The organism is Streptomyces sp. NPDC002306 (assembly GCF_053593435.1).
In genome coordinates this window covers 29,114-49,198 of the sequence record NZ_JBSFCK010000015.1, presented here as the reverse complement: position 1 = coordinate 49,198, position 20,085 = coordinate 29,114, and the positions used below count along the sequence as shown (strand labels likewise).

The window sequence follows — 20,085 nt, the reverse complement described above, 5'->3', positions numbered from 1 at the left end:
AGCGTCCTCGGCATGCTGGACGGTCCTGATATTTCGGTGGCACTGCGAGGCGGGGTGCGCACTCGCACGCAAGCCTGGGACTTCGTGCGCTGGTTCGCCGACGCGTGGATGGGGCGCCCGCTGGAGTCGGCAGACGGCTACAGCGAGGGCGAGTTGGCGGCGATCGAAGCCGAGCTGGGCTTCGAACTCCCGGCTGCCCTGCGCGAGGGGTACGCACTGTTCGGGCGCCGGGAAGATCTGACCCAGCAGCAGGACCCCCTGGTCCCGGCGACAGGGCTCTACGTCACCGACGATCTGGGCGGCATCCTGGTCTTCCGGCATGAGAATCAGGACTGCGCCTTCTGGGCAATCCCCCTGGCCGAGATCGAACAGGACGATCCGCCAGTGGTGGTGGAGTCATGCGACGGCTGGATCCCGTTCCTTGATCGGATGTCCCTCGCATGGGTCGAACTCGTGCTGAGCGAGTCCCTCTTCGGAGCGGACGACCTCGGTCTCTACGATGCCTGCGAGCTGCCCGATTCGCTGCTGCCGAGCCTCCACGAGCGCTATGCCCGAGTGAACCTTCCCGACCATCCCATGTGGGCCGGCAAGGACGACTCGCCCGTGCGCTGGTACGCGGCACCTGGCAGGCTGGTACGCAGAGACGGGATCCAGGACCAGTCCTGGATCCATGCGCGCGGACACACGACTGCTGATCTCGAGATCGTGCGCAAGGATCCTCCCGGGCCCTGGGTCCGCTGAAGGTGACCCACCCGCCAAGCCACCGGACCAGCTCGTCACTCGGTTCGGTCCGGTGGAGCTCATCCGCTCACGCGTGAGGCCGGCCAGGCTTCTGCCTGACCGGCCTCAGTGCCCTACGGGGTTTCAGAGCTGGGCTGCCACAGGTGCGGGTGCCTCCGGCATGTCCATCTCGAAGTCCATGACACGGTGAAAGCGTGACAACGCATTCCACATGCTGATGCACATGACCAGCTCTACCAGCGCCGGTGCGTCGAACACCCGCTGCACGTCGTCGCGGAGACTCGTCGAGACGCCGGTGGGGTTGCTTTCCAGGGGCACCGTCGGAATGGCGACCGTCATCTCCTCAGCCAGCTGAAGAGCGAGCCGCTCCTGCTCGGTGAAGCCTTCGAGTTTGCCGTTCGCGACGGCCGCGAGCTCGTCGACCGTCACCCCTTTGGCCAGCGCGGACGTGCATCGGTGACTTGCGGTGTAGCGACAGTGGTTGAGGACGGCGACGCGTACGGCGACCAGATCCTTCACCCGAAGCTCCAAGGCGCCCGGGCCGTTGAGCTGCCCGAGGAACGGCAGGTACTTGGCGAGCAAGCCGGGGCTGTTGCCGATGCCCGCCCAGGTGTTCAGCACGTCGCCGTAGAGATTCACCCCTTGGGCGAGAGCGGGTTGGTCGACCGACGAGAACTGATCGGAGGTGAGTATAGGCACCAGTGACATGAGAGTTACCTTTCGACGGATCCGGTCTGGAAGCGGCTGGATCGGGGTGAAGGCGAGACAGACTCCTGGGGTCCGGTCGTCGTATCTGCGGGCTCGCCCTGACAACGTGGTGAGGCGCTGGATTTCCGCGAGCCGATCGCGATCCCCATCGTCGCGTTGAACCACGGCACGAGGAACGTCAGGGCGATGCGCATCGCGAGTACCCACGTGAACGGGCCGTCCCGGACCTGCGAATACAGGTTGACCATGAACAGGGTCGACCCGACTATCAGGGCGGCCGTGGTGGTCTGCGCCATGGACCTGCCTCGTACGGCGCCTCGTAGCGCCACGCTCCATGTGTCAGGGGGAGTCTTCGCTTGAGAGTCTTGCTCGGGCAGGCTCATGTGTCCTTCACCGCTCTGGACGTCGCGTCACGATCCGCACGGGTTCTCGCCGAGGACGATGGACTCCCGCATTCACGGAGCCGTGACCGCAGGGTCGGCCGACCGGTGGTCAATCAGAGGCCGGCAGAGCTGTTTCGGTGACTGGACCCGGTGCCGGCGGCCGTGTTCAGATGCGACTGGGAGTCGCGCTCGGTCGACAGTGGTCCCGAGACGGTGAAGTAGCGCTGGCCGGCGACGAGAAGCTCCTCTGCCGGGAACTTGGTGATCACCTCGCATCCGTCCGCGGTCACCACGAGCTCCTCCTCGATCCGGGCCGCGCCCCAGCCGTCCTTGGACGGCCAGTAGGTCTCCAGCGCGAACACCATGCCCTCTTCGAGCACCTCGGGGTGCTCGAGGGAGACCAGTCTGGAGAAGACCGGCTTCTCCCAGATCGACAGCCCGACCCCATGGCCGTACTGAAGCGCGAAGGCGGCTTCCTCGTCGTGGAACCCGAATTCCTGGGCCGTCGGCCACACTGACACGATGTCGGCCGTCGTGGCTCCGGGCCGGACGAGGCTGATCGCTTCGTCCATGTACTCGCGGCAGCGCGTGTAGGCGTCGCGTTGGGCGGAGGAGGCGCTGCCGACGGCGAACGTGCGGTAGTAGCAGGTGCGATAGCCGTTGTAGCTGTGCAGAATGTCGAAGAACGCCGGATCCCCGGGTCGCACGATGCGGTCCGAGAAGACGTGGGGGTGTGGTGCACACCGCTCCCCGGAGATCGCGTTGACACCTTCGACGAATTCCGAGCCGAGGTCGTAGAGGGTTTTGGCCACCACACCCACGCACTCGTTCTCGCGCACGCCCGGCCGGAGAAACTCGTAGAGGTTCTCGTAGGCGGCGTCGACCATCGAGCATGCGTGGGTGAGCAGTTGGATCTCGTCGCGTGTCTTGATGCGTCGGGCTTCCAGGAACACCTGCTGGCCGTCGACGACGGTGATGCCGGCGTTCTGCAGGGCCATCAGGACGGGGAGCTCGATGACGTCGACGCCGAGCGGTTCGTCCTGAAGCCCGTACAGCTCGAGCTCGTGCTTGATCTTCCGGGCGACGGAGTCGGCCATCCCGACCAGAGGGTTGATGGCGCCGCGCAACGTCGAGATGCCGGCGCGAGCGCCGCTCGGGTTGCGGGCGTCGGCCCCGTGATGGGCTCCGTGCGGATCGGCGTCCGTGTGGGCCTTCGAGTAGTCCAACCACGGGTTGTACAGCTGGTGGTGCTTGGCGGCTGAACCGAAGTCCCAGACGATCGGCTGACCTCCCCTGACCAGCAGGGAGAACCGGATCATCTTGTCGATTCCCCAGGTGCCGATATGGGTTGCGGTCATGTAGCGGATGTTGGAGAAGTCGAAGGCCAGGACCGCGCCGACGTCGGACCGCTCCAACGACTCGCGGAGACGGGCCAGCCGTTCGTCGCGGAGCCTGTTCATGTCGATGCGGTTTTCCCAGTCGACCGCGTTCGGTCCAAACGTCGGAATCGCCATCACAAGTCCTTTGCCAAGCGCACAGTCGCGGGTGTGGGAGACGCACGTGCACCGCCTGCATGCGGCCTGATGCACGCTGTTCAGTAATACTTAACATCCGCTGGGCGAGCGACGTCAACCTCCGCTGAGCAGCCGGGTCTTCAGGAGCGGCTTCCTCCTGGCCCGGTGTCAGTGGGGTGACAGGAGGGGATGGAGCCCTCGGTTCCCGGCGCGCCGCAGCCCGCCACCACATGCCACAGGCCCTTCGCCGGCTCCTGGCTCTCGTTCACGTACAGGTGGGGAACCGCGGAGTCGAAGCTGATGGACGAGCCGGGTTCGAGGCTGTACGTCTCAAAGCCGAGGCGGACGGTCAGGCGTCCCGACATCAGGAAGCCGTACTCCCGTCCGTGGTGACTCATCAACCCTTTGTTCGTGGAGGAGCTGCTGCCCGGCGGGTAGGTCACGAGCAGTGCGTTGACCAGCGGGTCAGGGCTGGGTGTGAGCCGCTCCCAGGTGACGCCGCTGTCCATCACGAGCACGGCTCGTTGGTCGGGCGCCACAAGGGGGGACATGGGGGGCGTTGAGGGGCCGGGACTGTGCTCCACCCCCGGCCGGGCGAGGAGCTGATCGAACGAGATCGAGAGTTCCGACACCAGGGAGTAGAGGGTGGCGACCGAGGGTTCGGAGTGCCCGTTCTCGATCTGGGACAACATGCTCGGTGAGATGCCGACGCGGCGACTCAACTCACGAACGCTGAGCTTGGCCGCCGTGCGAGCGGCGCGCAGGCGAGCGCGTGCTTCGGGTTCCACGGGTGCGTTCCCTCCTCGATTCCGGCAGGCGGGCCACGCGCAGTCGTTGACCGTCGCCGGACGTTACCCAGGACTGATGTGCAGTAATAGTAAACGGCTCGGGGAGGTGCGAGATGCCTGCGGGCATCCGGGAGTGGCCACCGAGGGCAGGGCCGGCAGCCTGCCTTCACGTGCGTCAACCCGGGGCCCTTCCGGTACGGCGGCCCGGATCAGGTGAAGTCCAACACGACGGCGGTGATGCCGGCGGGATCCGCATCGCGCTCTGCCCCGCCGACTTCGAGGCCGAGAACGCACCGGCGCATGCGGTGGGATCCGCGGAACCCGAGCACCGCAGGGGACAGGGGAACGTCGGCTCGGTCTATGGGGCCCGCTTCACGAACGCCACCTCGACTTGGGTACCGGTTCCCGCGGCGACCATCACCTCGACCGTGCGGTCCTGGCACACGCGAAGCGCGTGAGGGTGACTGTCGACGTAGCCGAGATACAACCCTGGTGCGGGGAGGGCGTATTCCTGCGAGATCAGCAATCGTCCCTCATCGCTCACGACTGCCGAAAGGGTCAGGGGGGCTCCCAGCAGGTCAGCGGCCAATTCGACGTCGCCGTCGAAGATCAGCCTGCGGATGCGCGTCGATGAGATCGGCTCATGGGCAGGGCCCCACGTGACGAGCGGGACAACCCGGGTGCTCAGCTCAGGGTGCTGTTCGAAAGTGGTCGTCGTCCCGGCGCCCAGAGCGCCGAATCGAAAACCCTGGCCGACACTGACGAACCCCGCGCCGAGCTGGTCGACCACGACATCTTCGATGAAGTCCGCGGCGGAGACTCGCGACCAGGCGTGGTCGAACGGGACGATGGCCACGCGCCTGACCCCCAGGCCGCACAGCTTCAGAAGCTTCCGTCGGCGATCGCTCAGCAGGCTCGGCACCTGATGCGGCTTGAGCACCTGCATGGGGTGAGGGTCAAATGTGAGCACTGTGTCGCACCCGTGGAGGACCTGGCGGTGGCCGAGGTGAACGCCGTCGAAGGTCCCGATCGCAACTGTGGCGCGCGAGCGCGCTCCACGAGTGCGGCGACCAACGGCGCCCCCCATCCCGTGGGGTACCGCGAGGCTGATGACCTCCATCACCCCTCCCTCCTTCGACGTCCGTGCATGCTGGGCGCAGTGTCCGCCTGGCACCGTTATCCGTTCGGAAGGTGCGAGAGGGCTCCACAGCCCGCTCGTGAACCTTGCGTTAACCGCGCTTGCAGGGGCTCGACGCTTCGGATCCACTCTGCGCAGTAAGGAATGACCCGCTGACTGGAGGAGCCGAACATGGCTGCAGGTTGGAACTTGGAAGGCCGTACGGCTTTCGTGACCGGTGGTAGTCGAGGCCTGGGCTTCGCCATTGCGCAGGCGCTGCTCGAGCGTGGCGCCAAGGTGGCGATCGCGGCCCGGGACGAAGCCGCCGTCAAGGCTGCGGCCGGTCGCCTCACCGCTGGAGCCGGCGCCGAGGACGTGCTCCCCGTCGTCATGGACGTCACCGACACGGATTCCGTCAGCAGGGTGCTGGCGGAGGTGCACGCGTGGCAGGGCAGCCTCGACATCCTGGTGAACAACGCAGGGCCGCAGCTCGCGCCGTCCACCCTGGACAAGGTCGACGACACGGTCGTCGCGGCGGCCTTCGACACGAAGCTGCTCGGGTTCCTTCGTGTCTCGCAGGCCGCTCTGCCGTTCCTCAGCCAGACCGGCAGCGGCACCATCGTCAATGTCGTCGGCGCCACCGCACACGCGGTGATTCCCAACACCGGTCCCACGGCCATCGTGAACGCGGGCGTGGTCGCGCTCACGAGCTACCTGGCGAGTGAGGCGGCCACCAGCAACATCCGGGTCAACGCGATCTCCCCCGGAATGACGAAGACCGAGGGCTGGCTCACCAAGACCGAGGGTATGGGCAAGGCGCAGGGCAAGAGCGCCGAAGAGGTTCGGGCGGGCATGGCCAAGGGCCTCGGCATTCGCCTCGACCGCTGGGCCGAGCCCGCCGAGATCGGCGCCGCGGCGGCGTTCCTGGCGTCCGACGACGCCTCCTACGTGACCGGGCAGGTGCTGCGCGTCGACGGCGGACTGTCGAAGTACGTCGCCTGATCCCAGGCACCAGGGCAAGCGCCATCCAAGGACCGCACTCACCTTGGATGGCGCTCCTGGTTTGCATACCTGAGAATCCGCGGAGTGCTCTGCAACATCGACAGCCGGGAGTTATCGGAATGTTGATCGGAATCGTGAGCGAAGCCCGCCGCGGAGAGACGCGCGTTGCCGCAACTCCCGCCACGGTGGTGCAGTTGGTGAAGCTCGGGTACGAAGTCGTCGTGGATCCGGGTGCTGGTGAGTCGTCGAGCTTCCCCGACGCGGCGTACACCGAGGCGGGTGCGAGGATCGGTGACCCGCTGGCAGCGGACGTCGTGCTCGGGGTGAACGCCCTGTCGCCGGAACAGTTGGACGGATTGAAGCCGGGTGCGACGGTCGTCGGCATCATGAGCCCGGCGTCGAACCCCGCGCTGGTCGAGGACCTGGCGAACCGCCCGGTCACGGCGCTGGCGATGGACGCGGTGCCGCGTATCTCGCGGGCACAGTCGTTGGACGTCCTGTCGTCGATGGCGAACATCGCGGGCTACCGGGCGGTCGTGGAGGCGGCTCATGCCTTCGGCCGGTTCTTCACCGGTCAGGTGACGGCCGCGGGCAAGGTGCCGCCGGCCAAGGTCCTCGTCTGCGGTGCGGGGGTGGCGGGTCTGGCCGCGATCGGTGCGGCGGGGAGTCTGGGTGCCATCGTGTACGCCACCGACCCGCGGCCGGAAGTCGCCGACCAGGTCCGGTCGCTGGGCGGTGAGTACCTCTCGGTCGAGCCCGAGAACGCCGACGAGGTGGAGGTGTCGGCGACGGGCTATGCCAAGGAGATGTCGCAGGACTACAACACCCGCGCGGCCCAGCTGTATGCCGACCGGATCGCCGAGATGGACATCGTGATCACGACGGCACAGATCCCGGGCCGGCCGGCCCCGACGCTGATCACCGCGGAGATGGTGGCGTCGATGAGATCCGGCAGCGTGATCGTGGACATGGCCGCCGCGAGCGGCGGCAACGTCGAAGGCATGGTCAGGGACGAGGTGGTGGTCACGGCGGGCGGTGTGACGATCATCGGCTACACCGACCTGCCTGGCCGGCTGCCCGCGCAGGCTTCTCAGCTGTACGGCACCAACCTGGTCAACCTGATCAAGCTGATGACCCCCGGCAAGGACGGCCGGTTGGTGCTGGACTTCGACGACGTGGTGCAGCGGTCGATGACCGTGGTCCGCGACGGCGAGTCGACCTGGCCGCCACCGCCGGTCCAGGTGTCCGCCGCCCCGGCAGCCGCGCCAGCCTCTCGGGTGAAGCCGGTCGCCTCCCCTGCCGTGCAGCCGGTGTCGACCCAGCGGCGGTACACAGCGGTCGGAGCAGGCGCCACGCTGTTGTTCCTTCTGACGGCCCTGTCCCCGTCGGCGCTGCTGGGACACCTGACGGTGTTCGCGCTGGCGATCGTGATCGGTTACTACGTGATCGGGCAGGTGCACCACGCCCTGCACACCCCTCTGATGAGCGTGACCAACGCGATCTCAGGAATCATCGTGGTCGGCGCCCTGCTGCAGATCGGCCACGGCGAGACCCCGAACGGTGATGTCGTCACGGTGCTGTCGACGATCGCGATTCTGTTGGCCTCGGTCAACATCTTCGGTGGCTTCGCGGTGACCCGCCGCATGCTCTCCATGTTCTCGAGAAGCTGAAGGGCCCTGTCATGTCTGATCTGATGACCGTCGAGACCGCGGCAGCCGCCGCCTACATCGTCGCGGCCCTGCTCTTCATCCTGGCACTGGCCGGACTGTCCCATCACGAGACCGCCAAGTCCGGCAAGACCTACGGCATCGGCGGCATGGCGGTGGCCCTGGCCGCGACGATCTCGCTGGCGGTCCACCGTGACATCTCCGGAGTCGGTCTGGCGTTGATGATCGGTGCCGTGGCGGTCGGTGCCGCCATAGGACTGTGGCGGGCCCGGGTCGTGGAGATGACCGGGATGCCCGAACTGATCGCCTTGCTGCACTCCTTCGTGGGTCTGGCCGCGGTGCTGGTCGGCTGGAACGGCTACCTGCACGTCGAGGCCACCCTGGACGGCCCGGCCAGTGCCGAGGCCAAGTTGCTGGAGGCTCAGGAACTGCTCGGGATCCACTCCGCCGAGGTGTTCATCGGCGTGTTCATCGGCGCGGTCACCTTCACCGGCTCCGTCGTGGCGTTCCTCAAGCTCTCCGCACGGATCAAGTCGTCCCCGCTGATGCTGCCCGGCAAGAACTACCTCAACCTCGGTGCCCTGGCCGCGTTCGTGGTGCTGACCACATGGTTCGTGATCGACCCGGGGCTGTGGCTGCTGGTCGCGGTCACGATCGTCGCGCTGGCTCTGGGCTGGCACCTCGTTGCCTCGATCGGCGGCGGTGACATGCCGGTCGTGGTCTCGATGCTCAACTCCTACTCCGGCTGGGCAGCCGCGGCGTCAGGATTCCTGCTGGAGAACGACCTGCTGATCATCACAGGCGCCCTGGTCGGCTCCTCGGGTGCCTACCTGTCCTCCGTCATGTGCAAGGCGATGAACCGGTCCTTCCTCTCCGTGATCGCCGGCGGGTTCGGCATCGAGGCCGGCCCGGCCGACGACAAGGACTACGGCGAGCACCGCGAGATCACCGCCGAGGGAGTCGCCGAACTCCTCGGGTCGGCCGACTCGGTGATCATCACCCCCGGCTACGGCATGGCCGTGGCCCAGGCCCAGTACGGCGTCGCCGAGCTGACCCGCAAACTCAGGGACCGAGACATCGACGTGCGCTTCGGCATCCACCCGGTCGCGGGCCGGCTGCCGGGCCACATGAACGTCCTGCTCGCCGAGGCGAAGGTCCCCTACGACATCGTGCTGGAGATGGACGAGATCAACGACGACTTCGACGCCACCACCGTCGTCCTCGTCATAGGCGCCAACGACACCGTCAATCCCGCGGCCGCCGAGGACCCGGACTCGCCCATCGCCGGCATGCCCGTCCTCCAGGTCTGGAACGCCGAGAACGTCGTCGTCTTCAAACGCTCCATGGCCTCCGGATACGCCGGCGTCCAGAACCCGCTCTTCTACCGCGAGAACTCCGCCATGCTCTTCGGCGACGCCAAGGACCGCGTCCAAGACATTCTCCGAGTCCTCTGATACCTCGGCGAGCACGCAGGAGTGACGTAGCGCGGCGCGGCAAGGCCGACATGCCAGGAACCGGACGCGCCGATTTCGACAACAGTCAACGAATGGAGAGGACTCCGATGATGCACAGTGCGGACAGCGACTGGAGCGGCGGTGTGGAGCAGGAAACGGTCGGCGCCATCAGCGTCTTGACCATACGGAACGGCGAGCGGAACCTGCTGAACCCAGGCATCCTCACCGACCTCCGCACCCGGCTCCAGGAGTGTGACGACAACCCGGACATCCGCGCTGTCCTGCTCACCGGCGCGGGTGACACCTTCTGCGGCGGTCTCGACATCGCTCCCATCAAAGCGGGTGCGGACCCCGCTCTGTTCGGCAAGGCGTTGGTGGAGACCCTTCGGATCTTCCCCCGCCTGGGTGTGTCCGTCGCGGCCGCCGTCAACGGCGACGCGCTCGCCGGGGGCGCCTCGTTCGTCGCGGCCTGCGACTTCGCCGTCGCGGTGGACACTGCCCGCATCGGCACGATCGAGGTCAGCGCCGGGATGTGGCCGATGATCGCGCAAGTGCCCATCATCCATCGGATCGGGCCGCGGCTGGCGATGGAGAACATAGGGTCCGGCGAGCCGTTCACCGCCGACAGGGCCCGCGAGGTCGGTCTCGTGCAGGCCGTGGTCGAGGCCGGCCGAGCAGCTGAGGTCGCCCAGGAGTGGCTCGGCAAGGCACTGAGGGCGGCCGGCGCGGGTGCCATCGGCCGCCGCTCCCTCTACGAGTTCGCAGCGATGTCGTACGACGACGCGTTCGACGCGTCGCTATCTCGTTTCGTCGAGCTCTTCGCCCGCTGACCTCGTCGGAGTGCCGCCGGGGATGACATGTGCCGATCTTCGGGGTACGGCTGACGTCCGCGACCTGGTCGTGCCGCCCATATCAACGGCGGATCTCCCCGGCCCTGGGACGAGGGTCTCAGGGCACCCTGGGGGGAGGGACGACGGCGGTTCCCGGGTGGCACCCTGGAGCGATGCGATCCGGAACCGACACCACCGAGAACGGCCTGCGGCATCTGCTCAATGAGCGGGATCCGCTCGGCGTCGCTGACGAGGTGCAGGACGAGTACGACTGCATGCTCGCCCCTCTCCTCGAGCGGCTGCGGCGTGGCGCCAACCAGGGGGAGATCGATGAGCTCCTGCGGTATGAGCTGGAGGACCACTACGGTCTTGCCCCTCTGCCGTCGGAGCCGAAAACGATGGCTGCCCGGCTGATGTCCTGGTGGACGGCTGCCGGCACGGCCGATGGCACCGGCTGCGTTTAGTCACTGAGCTGTTTCCAACCTCAGTTTGAGCAGGTCAGGTGCAGCGTGAGGACGGCTTGGACGAGGGTGGTGATGCGGGTTGTGGAGCATCGCACCTTGCGCAGGAGCCGCCAGGTTTTGAGAGTGGCCATGGCCTGCTCAACGAGCGCGCGGATCTTCGCGTGTGAGCGGTTGACGGCTTGCTGACCTGCGGACAGCGTCTCCCAGCGACCCCAGTAGGGCACCCGGATGGTGCCGTTGGCGCCCCGGTAGCCCTTGTCGGCCCAGCACTCCACGCCGGCTTCCTCCAGGGCGTCGATAATGCCGTGGGTTCGCGCGGCCTTGATGTCGTGGACCGCTCCGGGCAGCGTCGGCGAGACCCACAGCAGTCGGCCGAAGGGGTCTGCGATGACCTGCACGTTCATCCCGTGCTCCTTGTGTTTGCCGGAGCAGAACGGGCGGTCCGCGGCAATGCGGTCGATCGGCAGGAGCGTGCCGTCCAGGATCACGAACGCCTTCACCGAGGCGGTTCGCACCGCGTCGGCCGGACTGGCGGCAAGAGCGGCCAGGAGTTCGACAGCCTCGGTGACATAGCGGTAGGCCGCCGTGGTTCCGACGCCGAACCCTGCCGCGAGTTGGGCATACGTGTGCCCCACTCGCAGATGAGCGAGCGCGAGCAGAGCCTGGCGACCGGCGCTCAGGCGCCGCCAACGGGAGCCGATCGTAGGGCGGTGCCGCCGCAACCGCTGCGTGAGGAAGCGGAGGGCAGAGCTGGACACGTCGACGCCCGACGGGTGAGCAAGCACGTGAAGCCTCTGGTGGAGACGGTTCTCTTGGTCGAAAACCCATCTACCAGGGGATTCACCACGTTGTCAGCCCAACTGCCCGGCACGTTGGAAAGGGCCGCTGCGTCCAATTGGGATCGAGACGATCCCCTGGCTGTGTTCGGCGCCGTAGTTGCTGCCGAGGTAATCCGCTGGCTGGCTGTGGCCCCTGGGGTGGTACTGGAGCGCACCGGAGAGACGGAACGCTCGCGACGGCCGGCACGCATCCGGACACCTCCACGGCATCAACGTACGAGCACACAGGCTCCTGCCACGCCGACCGGACTCCCCGGCACACCCCCCTCGCGCCTCATGGCGCGTTCTTCGCACCCGATCGGCCACGCTCCCCGGGCCACGGCTCGGGCAAAGGGGTGTCGGAGCGGTCAGCCGACCCCGCCGCTACGGAGTTCGCCGCCTCCCACCTCAACCTCACCGCGCGCCCGGTCGGCGCGTCGGCGTATCGCGGCAAAGACTCCCGCCCAGACGGCGAGCACGCAGACCGCCAGGCCGGCGAAGACGACCGGGTTCACCCAGACCGGCACCAACTCGCTCCCCACACCCTGGTCCGTGACGCACTGCACGCTCACCGGCAGCGTCATGCGCGTCACCACGTGGTCGCCGTCGGCACCGGAAGCCGCACACATCTGGTCCGGGTCCAGGATGTAGAACCCCGACATCACGCCCCAGGCGTACGCGCCCACAGCCGCTGCGCCGGCCAGTTGCACGACCAGCGCACACGACATGGCGTCCGGTGACGTCCACCCGTCTGGTGGCTGACCGTGACGTGCGCGCCACACAAGCTGCACGGCCGTGCCCACGACCACCCATGGACACACGAGGGGCGAGAACGCCAGGATCAAGAAGAGAATGGCTTCCACGCCTTACCGGACATTGTCGTGGGACGCCTGGTTCCCTCTCAAGAGCGGTCAGTGAGCCAGGCGTTCCATGATCCAACGGGTGGCCGGCAGACCCGACCTGGCCGACAGGCCCTGCTGGTCCTGGCCCACCTGCGCTGCGGCGACACCTAGGCCCGCCTCGCGGCGGGATTCCGCGTCGGGATCGCCACGGTCTACCGCTACATACGCGAGGCCGTCGACCTCTTGGCCGCCCTCGCGCCCACGCTTGAGCAGGCCATGCAGACCGTACGGAAGAAGGCATACGTGATCCTCGACGGCACGCTCCTGCCGATCGACCGCATCGCCGCCGACCGGCCGTACTACTCGAGGAAGGAGAAGCATCACGGGATGAACGTGCAGGTCCTCGCCGATCCAGCCGGACGCCTGATCTGGGTGTCGGACGCGCTGCCGGGAGCCACGCACGACCTGACCGCAGCCCGGACCCACGGGATCCCCGTCGCTCTGGCAGCCGACGGCATCAAGCGCTGGGCGACCCATGCGTATCAGGGTGCAGGCTCCGCCATCCGCGTCCCGTTCCGGGGCAAGCACCTGCACGGCTGGCGCCGGCGTCACAATCGGGCCCACGTCAACATCCGCAGCCTGGGCGAACGCGCCATGGCGATCCTCAAGTCCTGGCGGCTTCTGCGGAAACTTCCGTTGGCAAGCGTCGGGAAGGACATCGGCGCGCCGACCGCCTTCTCTGGCGAGACAGGCGGTCGGCGCGTCGGCTTCGAGGCTCGGAGGTGGTGCGGGGAGATGGTTCCAGGCCGTGATGCCGGACCGCGCGCGAGGAGCCGACAGGGGTCAGCCGAGCCCATCGCGCCCGGTCCGAAGGGACCAGCGTTTCCCGTCAGTTCTTCCAGACCGTCTTGAGGTTGCAGAACTCCCGGATGCCTTCCGCGGCGAGCTCGCGGCCGATACCGGAGTCCTTCATGCCGCCGAAAGGCAGCTCGGGGTAGGAGACGCTCATCCCGTTGACGAAGACGGCACCTGCCTCGAGGCGGGTGATCAGGAACCGCTCCTCGTCCGGTTCAGTGGTCCACACCGACGAACTGAGGCCGAAGGTCGTGTCGTTGGCGAGCGCAGCGGCCTGCTCGATGTCGTCGACCCGGTGCACCACGGCCAGCGGACCGAAGGCCTCCTCCCGGTACACGCGCATCTGGGTGGTGACCTCCTCCAGCACCGCCGGCTCGAAGAACCATCCCGCGGTACCGACCGCCGACCCACCGCACCGCAGGACGGCGCCCTTCGCGACGGCGTCGTCGACCAGTTCGACGAGCTCGCGTCGACCGGACTCGGTGGCGATCGGCCCGATCTCGGTTTCCTCGTCGAGCGGGTCACCGACTGTCAGCGCCTTTGTGCCCGCGACGAAGGCCTCGACGAACTCCTCGTACACCTCCGTGTGGACGATGAACCGCTTGGCCGCGATGCAGGACTGGCCGTTGTTGAGCGTACGAGCGGTCACGGCCGTTCGGGCGGCCGCGCGAACATCGGCGGAGGGCAGCACGATGAACGGGTCGGACCCACCCAGCTCCAGCACGGCCTTCTTCACCTCTGAGCCCGCGACAGCTGCGATCGACCGCCCGGCCGGCTCGGAACCGGTCAGCGTCACGGCGGCGACGCGCCGGTCGCGGACGACCGCCTCGACGTCGGCTGAGCCGATGAGGAGCGTCTGGAACGACCCGACGGGGAAGCCCGCGCGTTCGAAGAGCGTGTCGAGGTACATCGCGGACTGCGGGACGTTCGAGGCGTGCTTGAGCAGGCCGACGTTGCCGGCCATCAGCGCAGGCGCGGCGAAGCGGATCACCTGCCACATCGGATAGTTCCACGGCATCACGGCAAGAACGACGCCCAGGGGCTCGTACGAGGTGTAGGCAGCCGAAGCTCTGACCGAGCTCGGGTCGGCGAGCGGCTGGTCGGCCAACAGGCTTTCGGCGTTGTCGGCGTAAAACCGCATCGCGTGCGCGCACTTGAGGACTTCTCCGCGGGCCTGCGTGATCGGCTTGCCCATCTCGGACGTGAGCCTTCGCGCCGTGTGGGCTGCCTCTGCCTCGACCAGGTCCGCGGCTGCGCGCATCCACCGGGCGCGCGTGTCGAAGTCGGTCGCCCGCAGTATCGCGGCCGCGGCCTCCGCCTGCGTCAGCCGCTGATCGACCTGTTCCTTCGTGAGTGAGGCGAACTCTTCGATGAGCTCACCGGTAGCGGGATTGACAGTAGCGATGGGCACGACGCTCTCCTCGCGGTGTAGGTCACTCCATGAGCTTAGATTGGATCCATTGTAAGGTTCATGGAACGGCTGTGCTAGGGAAAGAGGAGGTAGATGTCCTTCGTGGGCGTCTAGTTGGATACATTCTCGGCGGGTCATGCGAGAGCATGTCGCGACGCGATGAGAGGCTCGGCTCTCACGGGTGACGGCCGAAGCGGGCGTTCGTCCCGTCCGTACGCGCCGAGTTCGGCACGCGCACCGACGTCCCGGTCTTTGGGTGGGCGTCTCGGTCCCAGGGTGGGCGTGCAGCCCTGACGCGGAGACCGCTCAGTCGGCGACCCGGAAGATCAGGAAGGAGCTCGAGAAGGCCGACGCCGACGGGCACGTTCCTAGAACGGACGCCGATACCGGAGTTCCGCTGCCGGCTCCCGCCGAACCGTACTTCTCGTGGCCGAGGCGGTCGCTGATCTCGCCTTCCACGACGGACTCCCGCACCCGCCGGCAGACCGCCGCAGGAGTCCGCCCCGCGTCAGCGGTATTCGACGAAGAGTTCGGGGTGAGCGGTGAGTTCGACCCTCGTGCGGCGGATGTGCCCCGTGAGGTACCGCTCGCCGTCCTCAGGGTCACGGCGTCGCACGGCGTCGAGGATGAGCCGGTGCTCGGCGTTGACGATGGTGGCCCGGTCGGGGTCCGTGAGCACCATGAACGCACGCCGGTAGTGCTGGGTGGAGTTCCAGAGCCGCTCTGTCATGGCCAGCAGGTGGCCGCTGGGGCAACCCGCGTAGGTCGCCATGTGGAAGTCGCGGTCCAGAAGAAGGAACCGATTGACGTCGCTCTGGTTCTCGATCTCGTCCTGGATGTGCTCCAGGCGGGCGAGGTGGTGATCAGTGAGATGGGGAAGGCTCTCGGCCAGAGTCAGCGGCTCGAGTCGCTCGCGCATCCGGTAGTACGTGTTCACGTCTTCGAGGCTGAGCACGGGAACTCGCGACCCTCGATTGGGGAACGACTCCGCGAGCCCCTCCGACTCCAGGATCCGCAGCGCTTCGCGGACCGGGATCCGGCTCGTGCCGAGGCGCTCCGCGAGTTCGTCCTGGCGCAGCCACGTGCCCGGAGTCAGTTCGCCGGCGAGGATCTCCTCGCGGAGGATGCCGACGATGCGCTGACTTCTGACGCTGTCCGACCCGCGCGGATCGCGAGCGGGCTCAGGAGTCAAGAGCGGTCACCTCTGAACTTGGACGGGTCACGGTCGAAGGCCTTGCCGCCAGGATAGGACACAAGCTCGAACTGCATTCCCCATGGTGAGAGGAAGTAGACCCACCGCTGTCCCTCCGACGGTCCGGCGCTGACGGTCGGGTCGCCCAGCACGGGAACGTCCCTCGACCTGAGGAACGATACGGCTTCGTCCAGGTCTTCGACGTACAGCGCGACATGGTGACCGCCGACGTCGCTGTTGCGCGGGACGGCCTTGTGCTGCCCGTCCGCCTGGTACTCGAAGACCTCGAAGACGGCCTGCTCGCCGCACCGGTAGAAGCGCAGTTGCCGCATGACTGTGCGCGCGTCCACATTCAGGTGCTCCGACATCCAGTCCCCGGTCCCGCTGAACGGGCCGAGCGAGTACAGGTACTCACAACCGAGGACGTCCACGAGCCATGCGTGCGCTTGGTCCAAGTCCGGCACCGTGAAGCCGATGTGGTCCAGACGCTTGAGGCCGGGCAGAGCCATGATCTTCCTCCTTTGGATACAAACACGTTCCCATGGTGCGCGCTTGAGGGCCGGAAGTCGAGCCTGCTCTTGTCATTGGATCCAATCGTGTGGCAGGGTCGCTCGCATGCTGGCCGATTGAAGGAGGCTCCCGATGCCTGCGGAACACCCGCTCGAAGCGAACGCCGCGTGGTCGGAGTTCGTCGTCACCCAGGACGACTGGGACGCAGCGGCTCCAGAACTCTTGACGGGCATGTTCAGCCAGCTGGTGCTGATCCGGACCTTCGAGGAGTACGTCCTGGAGCTCGCCGCCGACGGGCTCATCCACGGCCCCGCGCACTCCAGCATCGGCCAGGAGGGCGGCGCGGTCGGCGCGTGCTTCGCCCTCACGTCAGAGGACACCGTGAACGGGTCACACCGTGGCCATCACCAGTTCCTGGCCAAGGTGCTCGCCCATCTGTACCCGAAGGGCATAGATCCGACAAAGTCGTTCCCTGAGGATGTACGGGCCGTACTCCTGCGCAGCCTGCGCGAAATATGCGGACTGGACCAGGGCTTCAGCCACGGTCGAGGCGGCAGCATGCACCTGCAGTGGCACGAGGCCGGCGCCATCGGGACCAACGCGATCGTCGGTGGCGGGGTACCGCTGGCGGCCGGATCCGCGTGGGCCCACAAGAAGGCCGAAACCGACGCGGTGACCTTCACGTTCTTCGGCGATGGCGCGATCAACATTGGATCCACGCTGGAGACCCTCAATCTCGCGGCCGCGTGGTCGCTGCCCTTGTGCTTCTTCGTGGAGAACAACCTCTACGCCGTCTCCACCCACGTGTCCGAAGTCACCGCCGAACCACGGCTGTCCGGCCGCGGCCCGGGCTTCGGCATCCGGAGCTGGAAGGTCGACGGCATGGATCCGTTGGCCGTGCACCTCGTGACGCAGCAGGCACTCGCCCATATGCGCAGCGGCGACGGTCCGACGATGATCGAAGCCGATGTCTACCGCTACTTCCACCAGAACGGTCCTTTCCCCGGATCGGCGTTCCGGTATCGGAGCAAGGAGGAAGAAGCGCAGTGGCGCGCTCGCGACCCGATCGACACCATGGTGGAGCACCTGGTGCGACGCAGGATCCTCAGCAAGAGGGCGGTCGCGGAGACCATCAAGCGGGCCAAGGCTCTGATGTCCGAACTCGGCGACGTCCTCCTGGAACCGCGTCCGGGCGGCAAGCCAGGCGAGCGACGCATCCGGCCCTCGGAGTGGCCCGACCCGGCGTTCGTCGATGAAGGCGTCCGGGGCGACCTGTCGGAGCTGGCCGAGATCGAGTTCACCGACGCCGAGGACTTCGCCGACGGCTTGACCGATGTCAAATTCATCAACGCCGTCGCCGACGTGATGCGACGCCGCCTGGAGGCCGACCCTCATGTCGTGGTGATGGGGGAGGACGTGCACCGGCTCAACGGCGGCACCAACGGCGCCACCCGCGGTCTGAGCGAGGCGTTCCCCGACCGCGTACTCGGCACCCCGATCTCGGAGAACGCGTTCGCCGGCCTCGGCGGCGGACTGGCTCTGGACGGCCGGTTCCGCCCGATCGTCGAGTTCATGTACGCCGACTTCATGTGGGTGGCAGCGGATCAACTGTTCAACCAGATAGGAAAAGCCCGCCACATGTTCGGAGGCGAGGGGCGGGTGCCGTTCGTCCTGCGCAGCAAGGTCGCCACCGGTACCGGCTATGGATCGCAGCACTCGATGGACCCGGCCGGCATCTTCGCGACGGCACCGGGCTGGCGAATAGTCGCTCCGTCAACGCCGTTCGACTACGTCGGCCTGATGAACACGGCTCTGGCTTGTGATGACCCGGTCGTGGTCCTCGAGCACGTGGATCTGTACAACTCCACCGGACCCGGACTGCCGGAGAACTACGACCACTACCTCCCCGTCGGCAAGGCAGCCGTACGCCGCGAGGGAGCGGCCCTGACCATCATCACCTACCTGGCGATGACGCCCGCCGTTCTGGCCGCCGTCGAACAGACGGGAGTGGACGCCGAAGTCATCGACCTGCGCTGGCTGGACCGGGCCAGCCTGGACTGGGACACGATCACCCGATCGGTGAAGAAGACCAACAACGTGCTCATCGCCGAGCAGGGCGCCATCGGCACCTCCTACGGCGGCTGGCTCGCGGACGAGATCCAACGCCGGCTGTTCGACTGGCTCGACGCCCCGATCGAGCGCGTGACGGGTGGCGAGGCGTCCCCGAGCATCAGCAAGGTACTGGAGCGTGCCGCGTTCGCCTCCACGGAGGAAGTCGTCGCCAAGCTCCGCGAGATCACGCAGGGGCACAACAATGGCTGAGATCATGCGCATGCCCGAGGTCGCCGCCAACACCACAGAGGCGATCCTGGAAGCCTGGAACGTCGGCTTGAACACCCCCTATGCGGCCGGCGACCCGATCGTCACGGTGGAGACCGAGAAGGCCACGGTCGACGTGGAAGCCGAGAGCGACGGCGTACTGCTGCGTCTCCTGGTCGAAGCGGGCACGACAGTGGCGGTGGGTACACCGATCGCGGTCTGGGGCGCAAAGGACGCGCCGGCGTCCGAGGTCGACGCCCTGGTGGCTTCGCTGGGCATCCAAGAAGCGCCGGAGACGGCGCCCACAGCTACGGCGACCGCGCCGCAAGAGCCCGCGACGCCGGCGGACACGGTCGCTGCGGCGCCCGCCGTGGCGGCGGACGACGGCGAGCGCATTTTCGCCAGCCCCCTGGCACGACGTCGTGCGCGTGAACTCGGCGTCGATCTGAAAGCCGTGGTCGGGAGCGGCCCGCACGGACGAATCCGGCGCGCCGACGTCGAGGCAGCCGTCGTCACTTCGGTGGAACCGGTGGAACCGGTGGAACCGGCGGAAACAGTGCCGGCTGTCACCGAGGCGGAGATCCTGGTCAGCGGGACTTCGGCGGGCGGCCCGCGATTCGTGGACGTGCCCAACACGCGGATGAGGACGGCGATCGCCCGCCGTCTGACGGAGAGCAAGCAGCACACGCCGCACTTCTATCTGAACGCCGGCGCCCGCGTCGACGCCTTGCTTGAGCTGCGCCAACAGATCAACGCCGGCCAGGGCGTGAAAGTGTCGATCAACGACCTGCTCGTCAAGGCGATCGCGTCCGCGCACGCGAGCGTTCCCGCGATGAACGTGCGGTGGAACGACACCTCGATCCGGCACTTCTCGGATGTCGACATCGCTGTGGCCGTCGCCACCGACGGGGGATTGGTCACCCCGGTGGTCCGCGGTGTGGACTCGCTGTCGATGAGTGGCGTGGCCAAGGCGACGAAGGACCTGATCGCCCGTGCGAAGGAGCGCCGGCTCCAGCAGGACGAGCTGGAAGGCGGCACGATCACGATCACCAACCTCGGCATGTACGGCACCGAAAGCTTCGCGGCGATCATCAACCCGCCACAGGCCGCGATCCTGGCCGTCGGCGCGGTGCGGCAGGAAGCAGTCGTCGACGAAGGTGCGATCAACGTCGCGTCAGTCCTGCGTCTGACTCTCGCCGTCGACCACCGGTCGGTGGACGGTGCCACCGCGGCCGAGTGGATGAAGGCGTTCGTGGACGTTCTCGAACACCCGTTGCGCATCCTGCTGTGAGTGCCGGCGAACTCAAGGGGCGAGGAGGGGACCTTCGGTTCCCTTGAACCCACGGCGGCGGGTGGGGCGACCCCACCCGCCGCCTCCGCAGTTCCGGACAGCGGTGAGCATTGCCGGCCGCGCACCTCTGCAGGATCCCGGTCCTTGCTTCCCATCCGAGTGGCCAAGGCGGAAGCCCT

The 20,085-nt window shown here is 67.3% G+C and carries 18 protein-coding genes and 1 pseudogene; 9 read left to right on the top strand and 10 right to left on the bottom strand.

The features are described 5' to 3' along the window. The first annotated feature begins 12 nt into the window (after positions 1 to 12). The gene (locus ACWCQK_RS26300; RefSeq protein WP_451158888.1) at positions 13 to 741 is read left to right on the top strand and encodes an SMI1/KNR4 family protein; all 729 of its coding nucleotides are present in this window, start codon (positions 13 to 15) and stop codon (positions 739 to 741) included. 123 nt (positions 742 to 864) lie between these two features. Here the strand turns inward: ACWCQK_RS26300 and ACWCQK_RS26295 are convergent, their stop codons facing one another. The 5 genes from ACWCQK_RS26295 to ACWCQK_RS26275 all read right to left on the bottom strand — a co-directional run bounded on the left by ACWCQK_RS26295 (position 865) and on the right by ACWCQK_RS26275 (position 5,221). Continuing rightward, positions 865 to 1,440 (bottom strand): carboxymuconolactone decarboxylase family protein, encoded by a 576-nt coding sequence (locus ACWCQK_RS26295; protein ID WP_451158887.1) that lies wholly within the window; start codon positions 1,438 to 1,440, stop codon positions 865 to 867. A gap of 14 nt (positions 1,441 to 1,454) precedes the next feature. Then, complete coding sequence (locus tag ACWCQK_RS26290; RefSeq protein ID WP_451158885.1) at positions 1,455 to 1,745, bottom strand: hypothetical protein; 291 nt, start codon at positions 1,743 to 1,745, stop codon at positions 1,455 to 1,457. A 200-nt stretch (positions 1,746 to 1,945) separates the two neighbouring features. After that, entirely contained in the window at positions 1,946 to 3,346 is a 1,401-nt protein-coding gene (locus ACWCQK_RS26285; RefSeq protein ID WP_451158883.1) for a M24 family metallopeptidase, read from the bottom strand. 140 nt (positions 3,347 to 3,486) lie between these two features. Continuing rightward, positions 3,487 to 4,134, bottom strand: a complete 648-nt coding sequence (locus tag ACWCQK_RS26280; RefSeq protein WP_451158881.1) for a helix-turn-helix domain-containing protein — start codon at positions 4,132 to 4,134, stop codon at positions 3,487 to 3,489. Positions 4,135 to 4,492: 358 nt separating this feature from the next. Further along, positions 4,493 to 5,221, bottom strand: a complete 729-nt coding sequence (locus ACWCQK_RS26275; protein ID WP_451159081.1) for an FAD synthetase family protein — start codon at positions 5,219 to 5,221, stop codon at positions 4,493 to 4,495. Between the two features lie 222 nt (positions 5,222 to 5,443). Here ACWCQK_RS26275 and ACWCQK_RS26270 point away from each other — a divergent pair, with 222 nt between their 5' ends. The 5 genes from ACWCQK_RS26270 (at position 5,444) to ACWCQK_RS26250 (ending at position 10,668) form a co-directional block, all read left to right on the top strand. Then, complete coding sequence (locus ACWCQK_RS26270) at positions 5,444 to 6,253, top strand: SDR family NAD(P)-dependent oxidoreductase (RefSeq protein WP_451158880.1); 810 nt, start codon at positions 5,444 to 5,446, stop codon at positions 6,251 to 6,253. Positions 6,254 to 6,372: 119 nt separating this feature from the next. Beyond that, complete coding sequence (locus ACWCQK_RS26265; protein WP_451158878.1) at positions 6,373 to 7,923, top strand: Re/Si-specific NAD(P)(+) transhydrogenase subunit alpha; 1,551 nt, start codon at positions 6,373 to 6,375, stop codon at positions 7,921 to 7,923. Between the two features lie 23 nt (positions 7,924 to 7,946). Further along, a complete protein-coding gene (gene pntB, locus ACWCQK_RS26260; protein ID WP_451159079.1) occupies positions 7,947 to 9,374 on the top strand; it encodes a Re/Si-specific NAD(P)(+) transhydrogenase subunit beta in 1,428 nt (475 codons plus the stop codon). 107 nt (positions 9,375 to 9,481) lie between these two features. Continuing rightward, positions 9,482 to 10,204 (top strand): enoyl-CoA hydratase/isomerase family protein, encoded by a 723-nt coding sequence (locus ACWCQK_RS26255; protein ID WP_451158876.1) that lies wholly within the window; start codon positions 9,482 to 9,484, stop codon positions 10,202 to 10,204. 173 nt (positions 10,205 to 10,377) lie between these two features. Continuing rightward, complete coding sequence (locus ACWCQK_RS26250; protein ID WP_451158874.1) at positions 10,378 to 10,668, top strand: hypothetical protein; 291 nt, start codon at positions 10,378 to 10,380, stop codon at positions 10,666 to 10,668. Between the two features lie 20 nt (positions 10,669 to 10,688). On the opposite strand, the gene ACWCQK_RS26245 is transcribed toward ACWCQK_RS26250, so the two are convergent. Both ACWCQK_RS26245 and ACWCQK_RS26240 read right to left on the bottom strand, forming a co-directional pair. After that, positions 10,689 to 11,453 carry a transposase family protein gene (locus ACWCQK_RS26245; RefSeq protein WP_451158872.1) on the bottom strand — a complete coding sequence of 255 codons (765 nt, stop codon included), beginning with the start codon at positions 11,451 to 11,453 and terminating at the stop codon, positions 10,689 to 10,691. Positions 11,454 to 11,854: 401 nt separating this feature from the next. Further along, positions 11,855 to 12,349: a hypothetical protein gene (locus tag ACWCQK_RS26240; RefSeq protein WP_451158870.1), complete on the bottom strand. Its 495-nt coding sequence runs from the start codon at positions 12,347 to 12,349 to the stop codon at positions 11,855 to 11,857. Between the two features lie 75 nt (positions 12,350 to 12,424). Here ACWCQK_RS26240 and ACWCQK_RS26235 point away from each other — a divergent pair. Continuing rightward, a pseudogene (locus ACWCQK_RS26235) lies at positions 12,425 to 13,021 on the top strand (transposase family protein); the annotation flags it as partial. Positions 13,022 to 13,217: 196 nt separating this feature from the next. On the opposite strand, the gene ACWCQK_RS26230 reads toward ACWCQK_RS26235, so the two are convergent. The 3 genes from ACWCQK_RS26230 to ACWCQK_RS26220 form a co-directional block, all read right to left on the bottom strand. Continuing rightward, positions 13,218 to 14,594, bottom strand: coding sequence for an NADP-dependent succinic semialdehyde dehydrogenase (locus tag ACWCQK_RS26230; RefSeq protein ID WP_451158868.1), 1,377 nt, complete (start codon positions 14,592 to 14,594; stop codon positions 13,218 to 13,220). A 508-nt stretch (positions 14,595 to 15,102) separates the two neighbouring features. Then, a complete protein-coding gene (locus ACWCQK_RS26225) occupies positions 15,103 to 15,786 on the bottom strand; it encodes a GntR family transcriptional regulator (protein WP_451158866.1) in 684 nt (227 codons plus the stop codon). Further along, positions 15,783 to 16,295 (bottom strand): VOC family protein, encoded by a 513-nt coding sequence (locus tag ACWCQK_RS26220; protein ID WP_451158864.1) that lies wholly within the window; start codon positions 16,293 to 16,295, stop codon positions 15,783 to 15,785. Before ACWCQK_RS26220 ends, ACWCQK_RS26225 begins: the two co-directional genes overlap by 4 nt. A 133-nt stretch (positions 16,296 to 16,428) precedes the next feature. On the opposite strand from ACWCQK_RS26220, the gene ACWCQK_RS26215 reads away from it, so the two are divergent. Together ACWCQK_RS26215 and ACWCQK_RS26210 are read left to right on the top strand one after the other, a co-directional pair. Then, positions 16,429 to 18,618, top strand: a complete 2,190-nt coding sequence (locus ACWCQK_RS26215; protein WP_451158862.1) for an alpha-ketoacid dehydrogenase subunit alpha/beta — start codon at positions 16,429 to 16,431, stop codon at positions 18,616 to 18,618. After that, entirely contained in the window at positions 18,611 to 19,906 is a 1,296-nt protein-coding gene (locus tag ACWCQK_RS26210) for a dihydrolipoamide acetyltransferase family protein (protein ID WP_451158860.1), read from the top strand. Before ACWCQK_RS26215 ends, ACWCQK_RS26210 begins: the two co-directional genes overlap by 8 nt. Positions 19,907 to 20,085 lie beyond the last annotated feature (179 nt).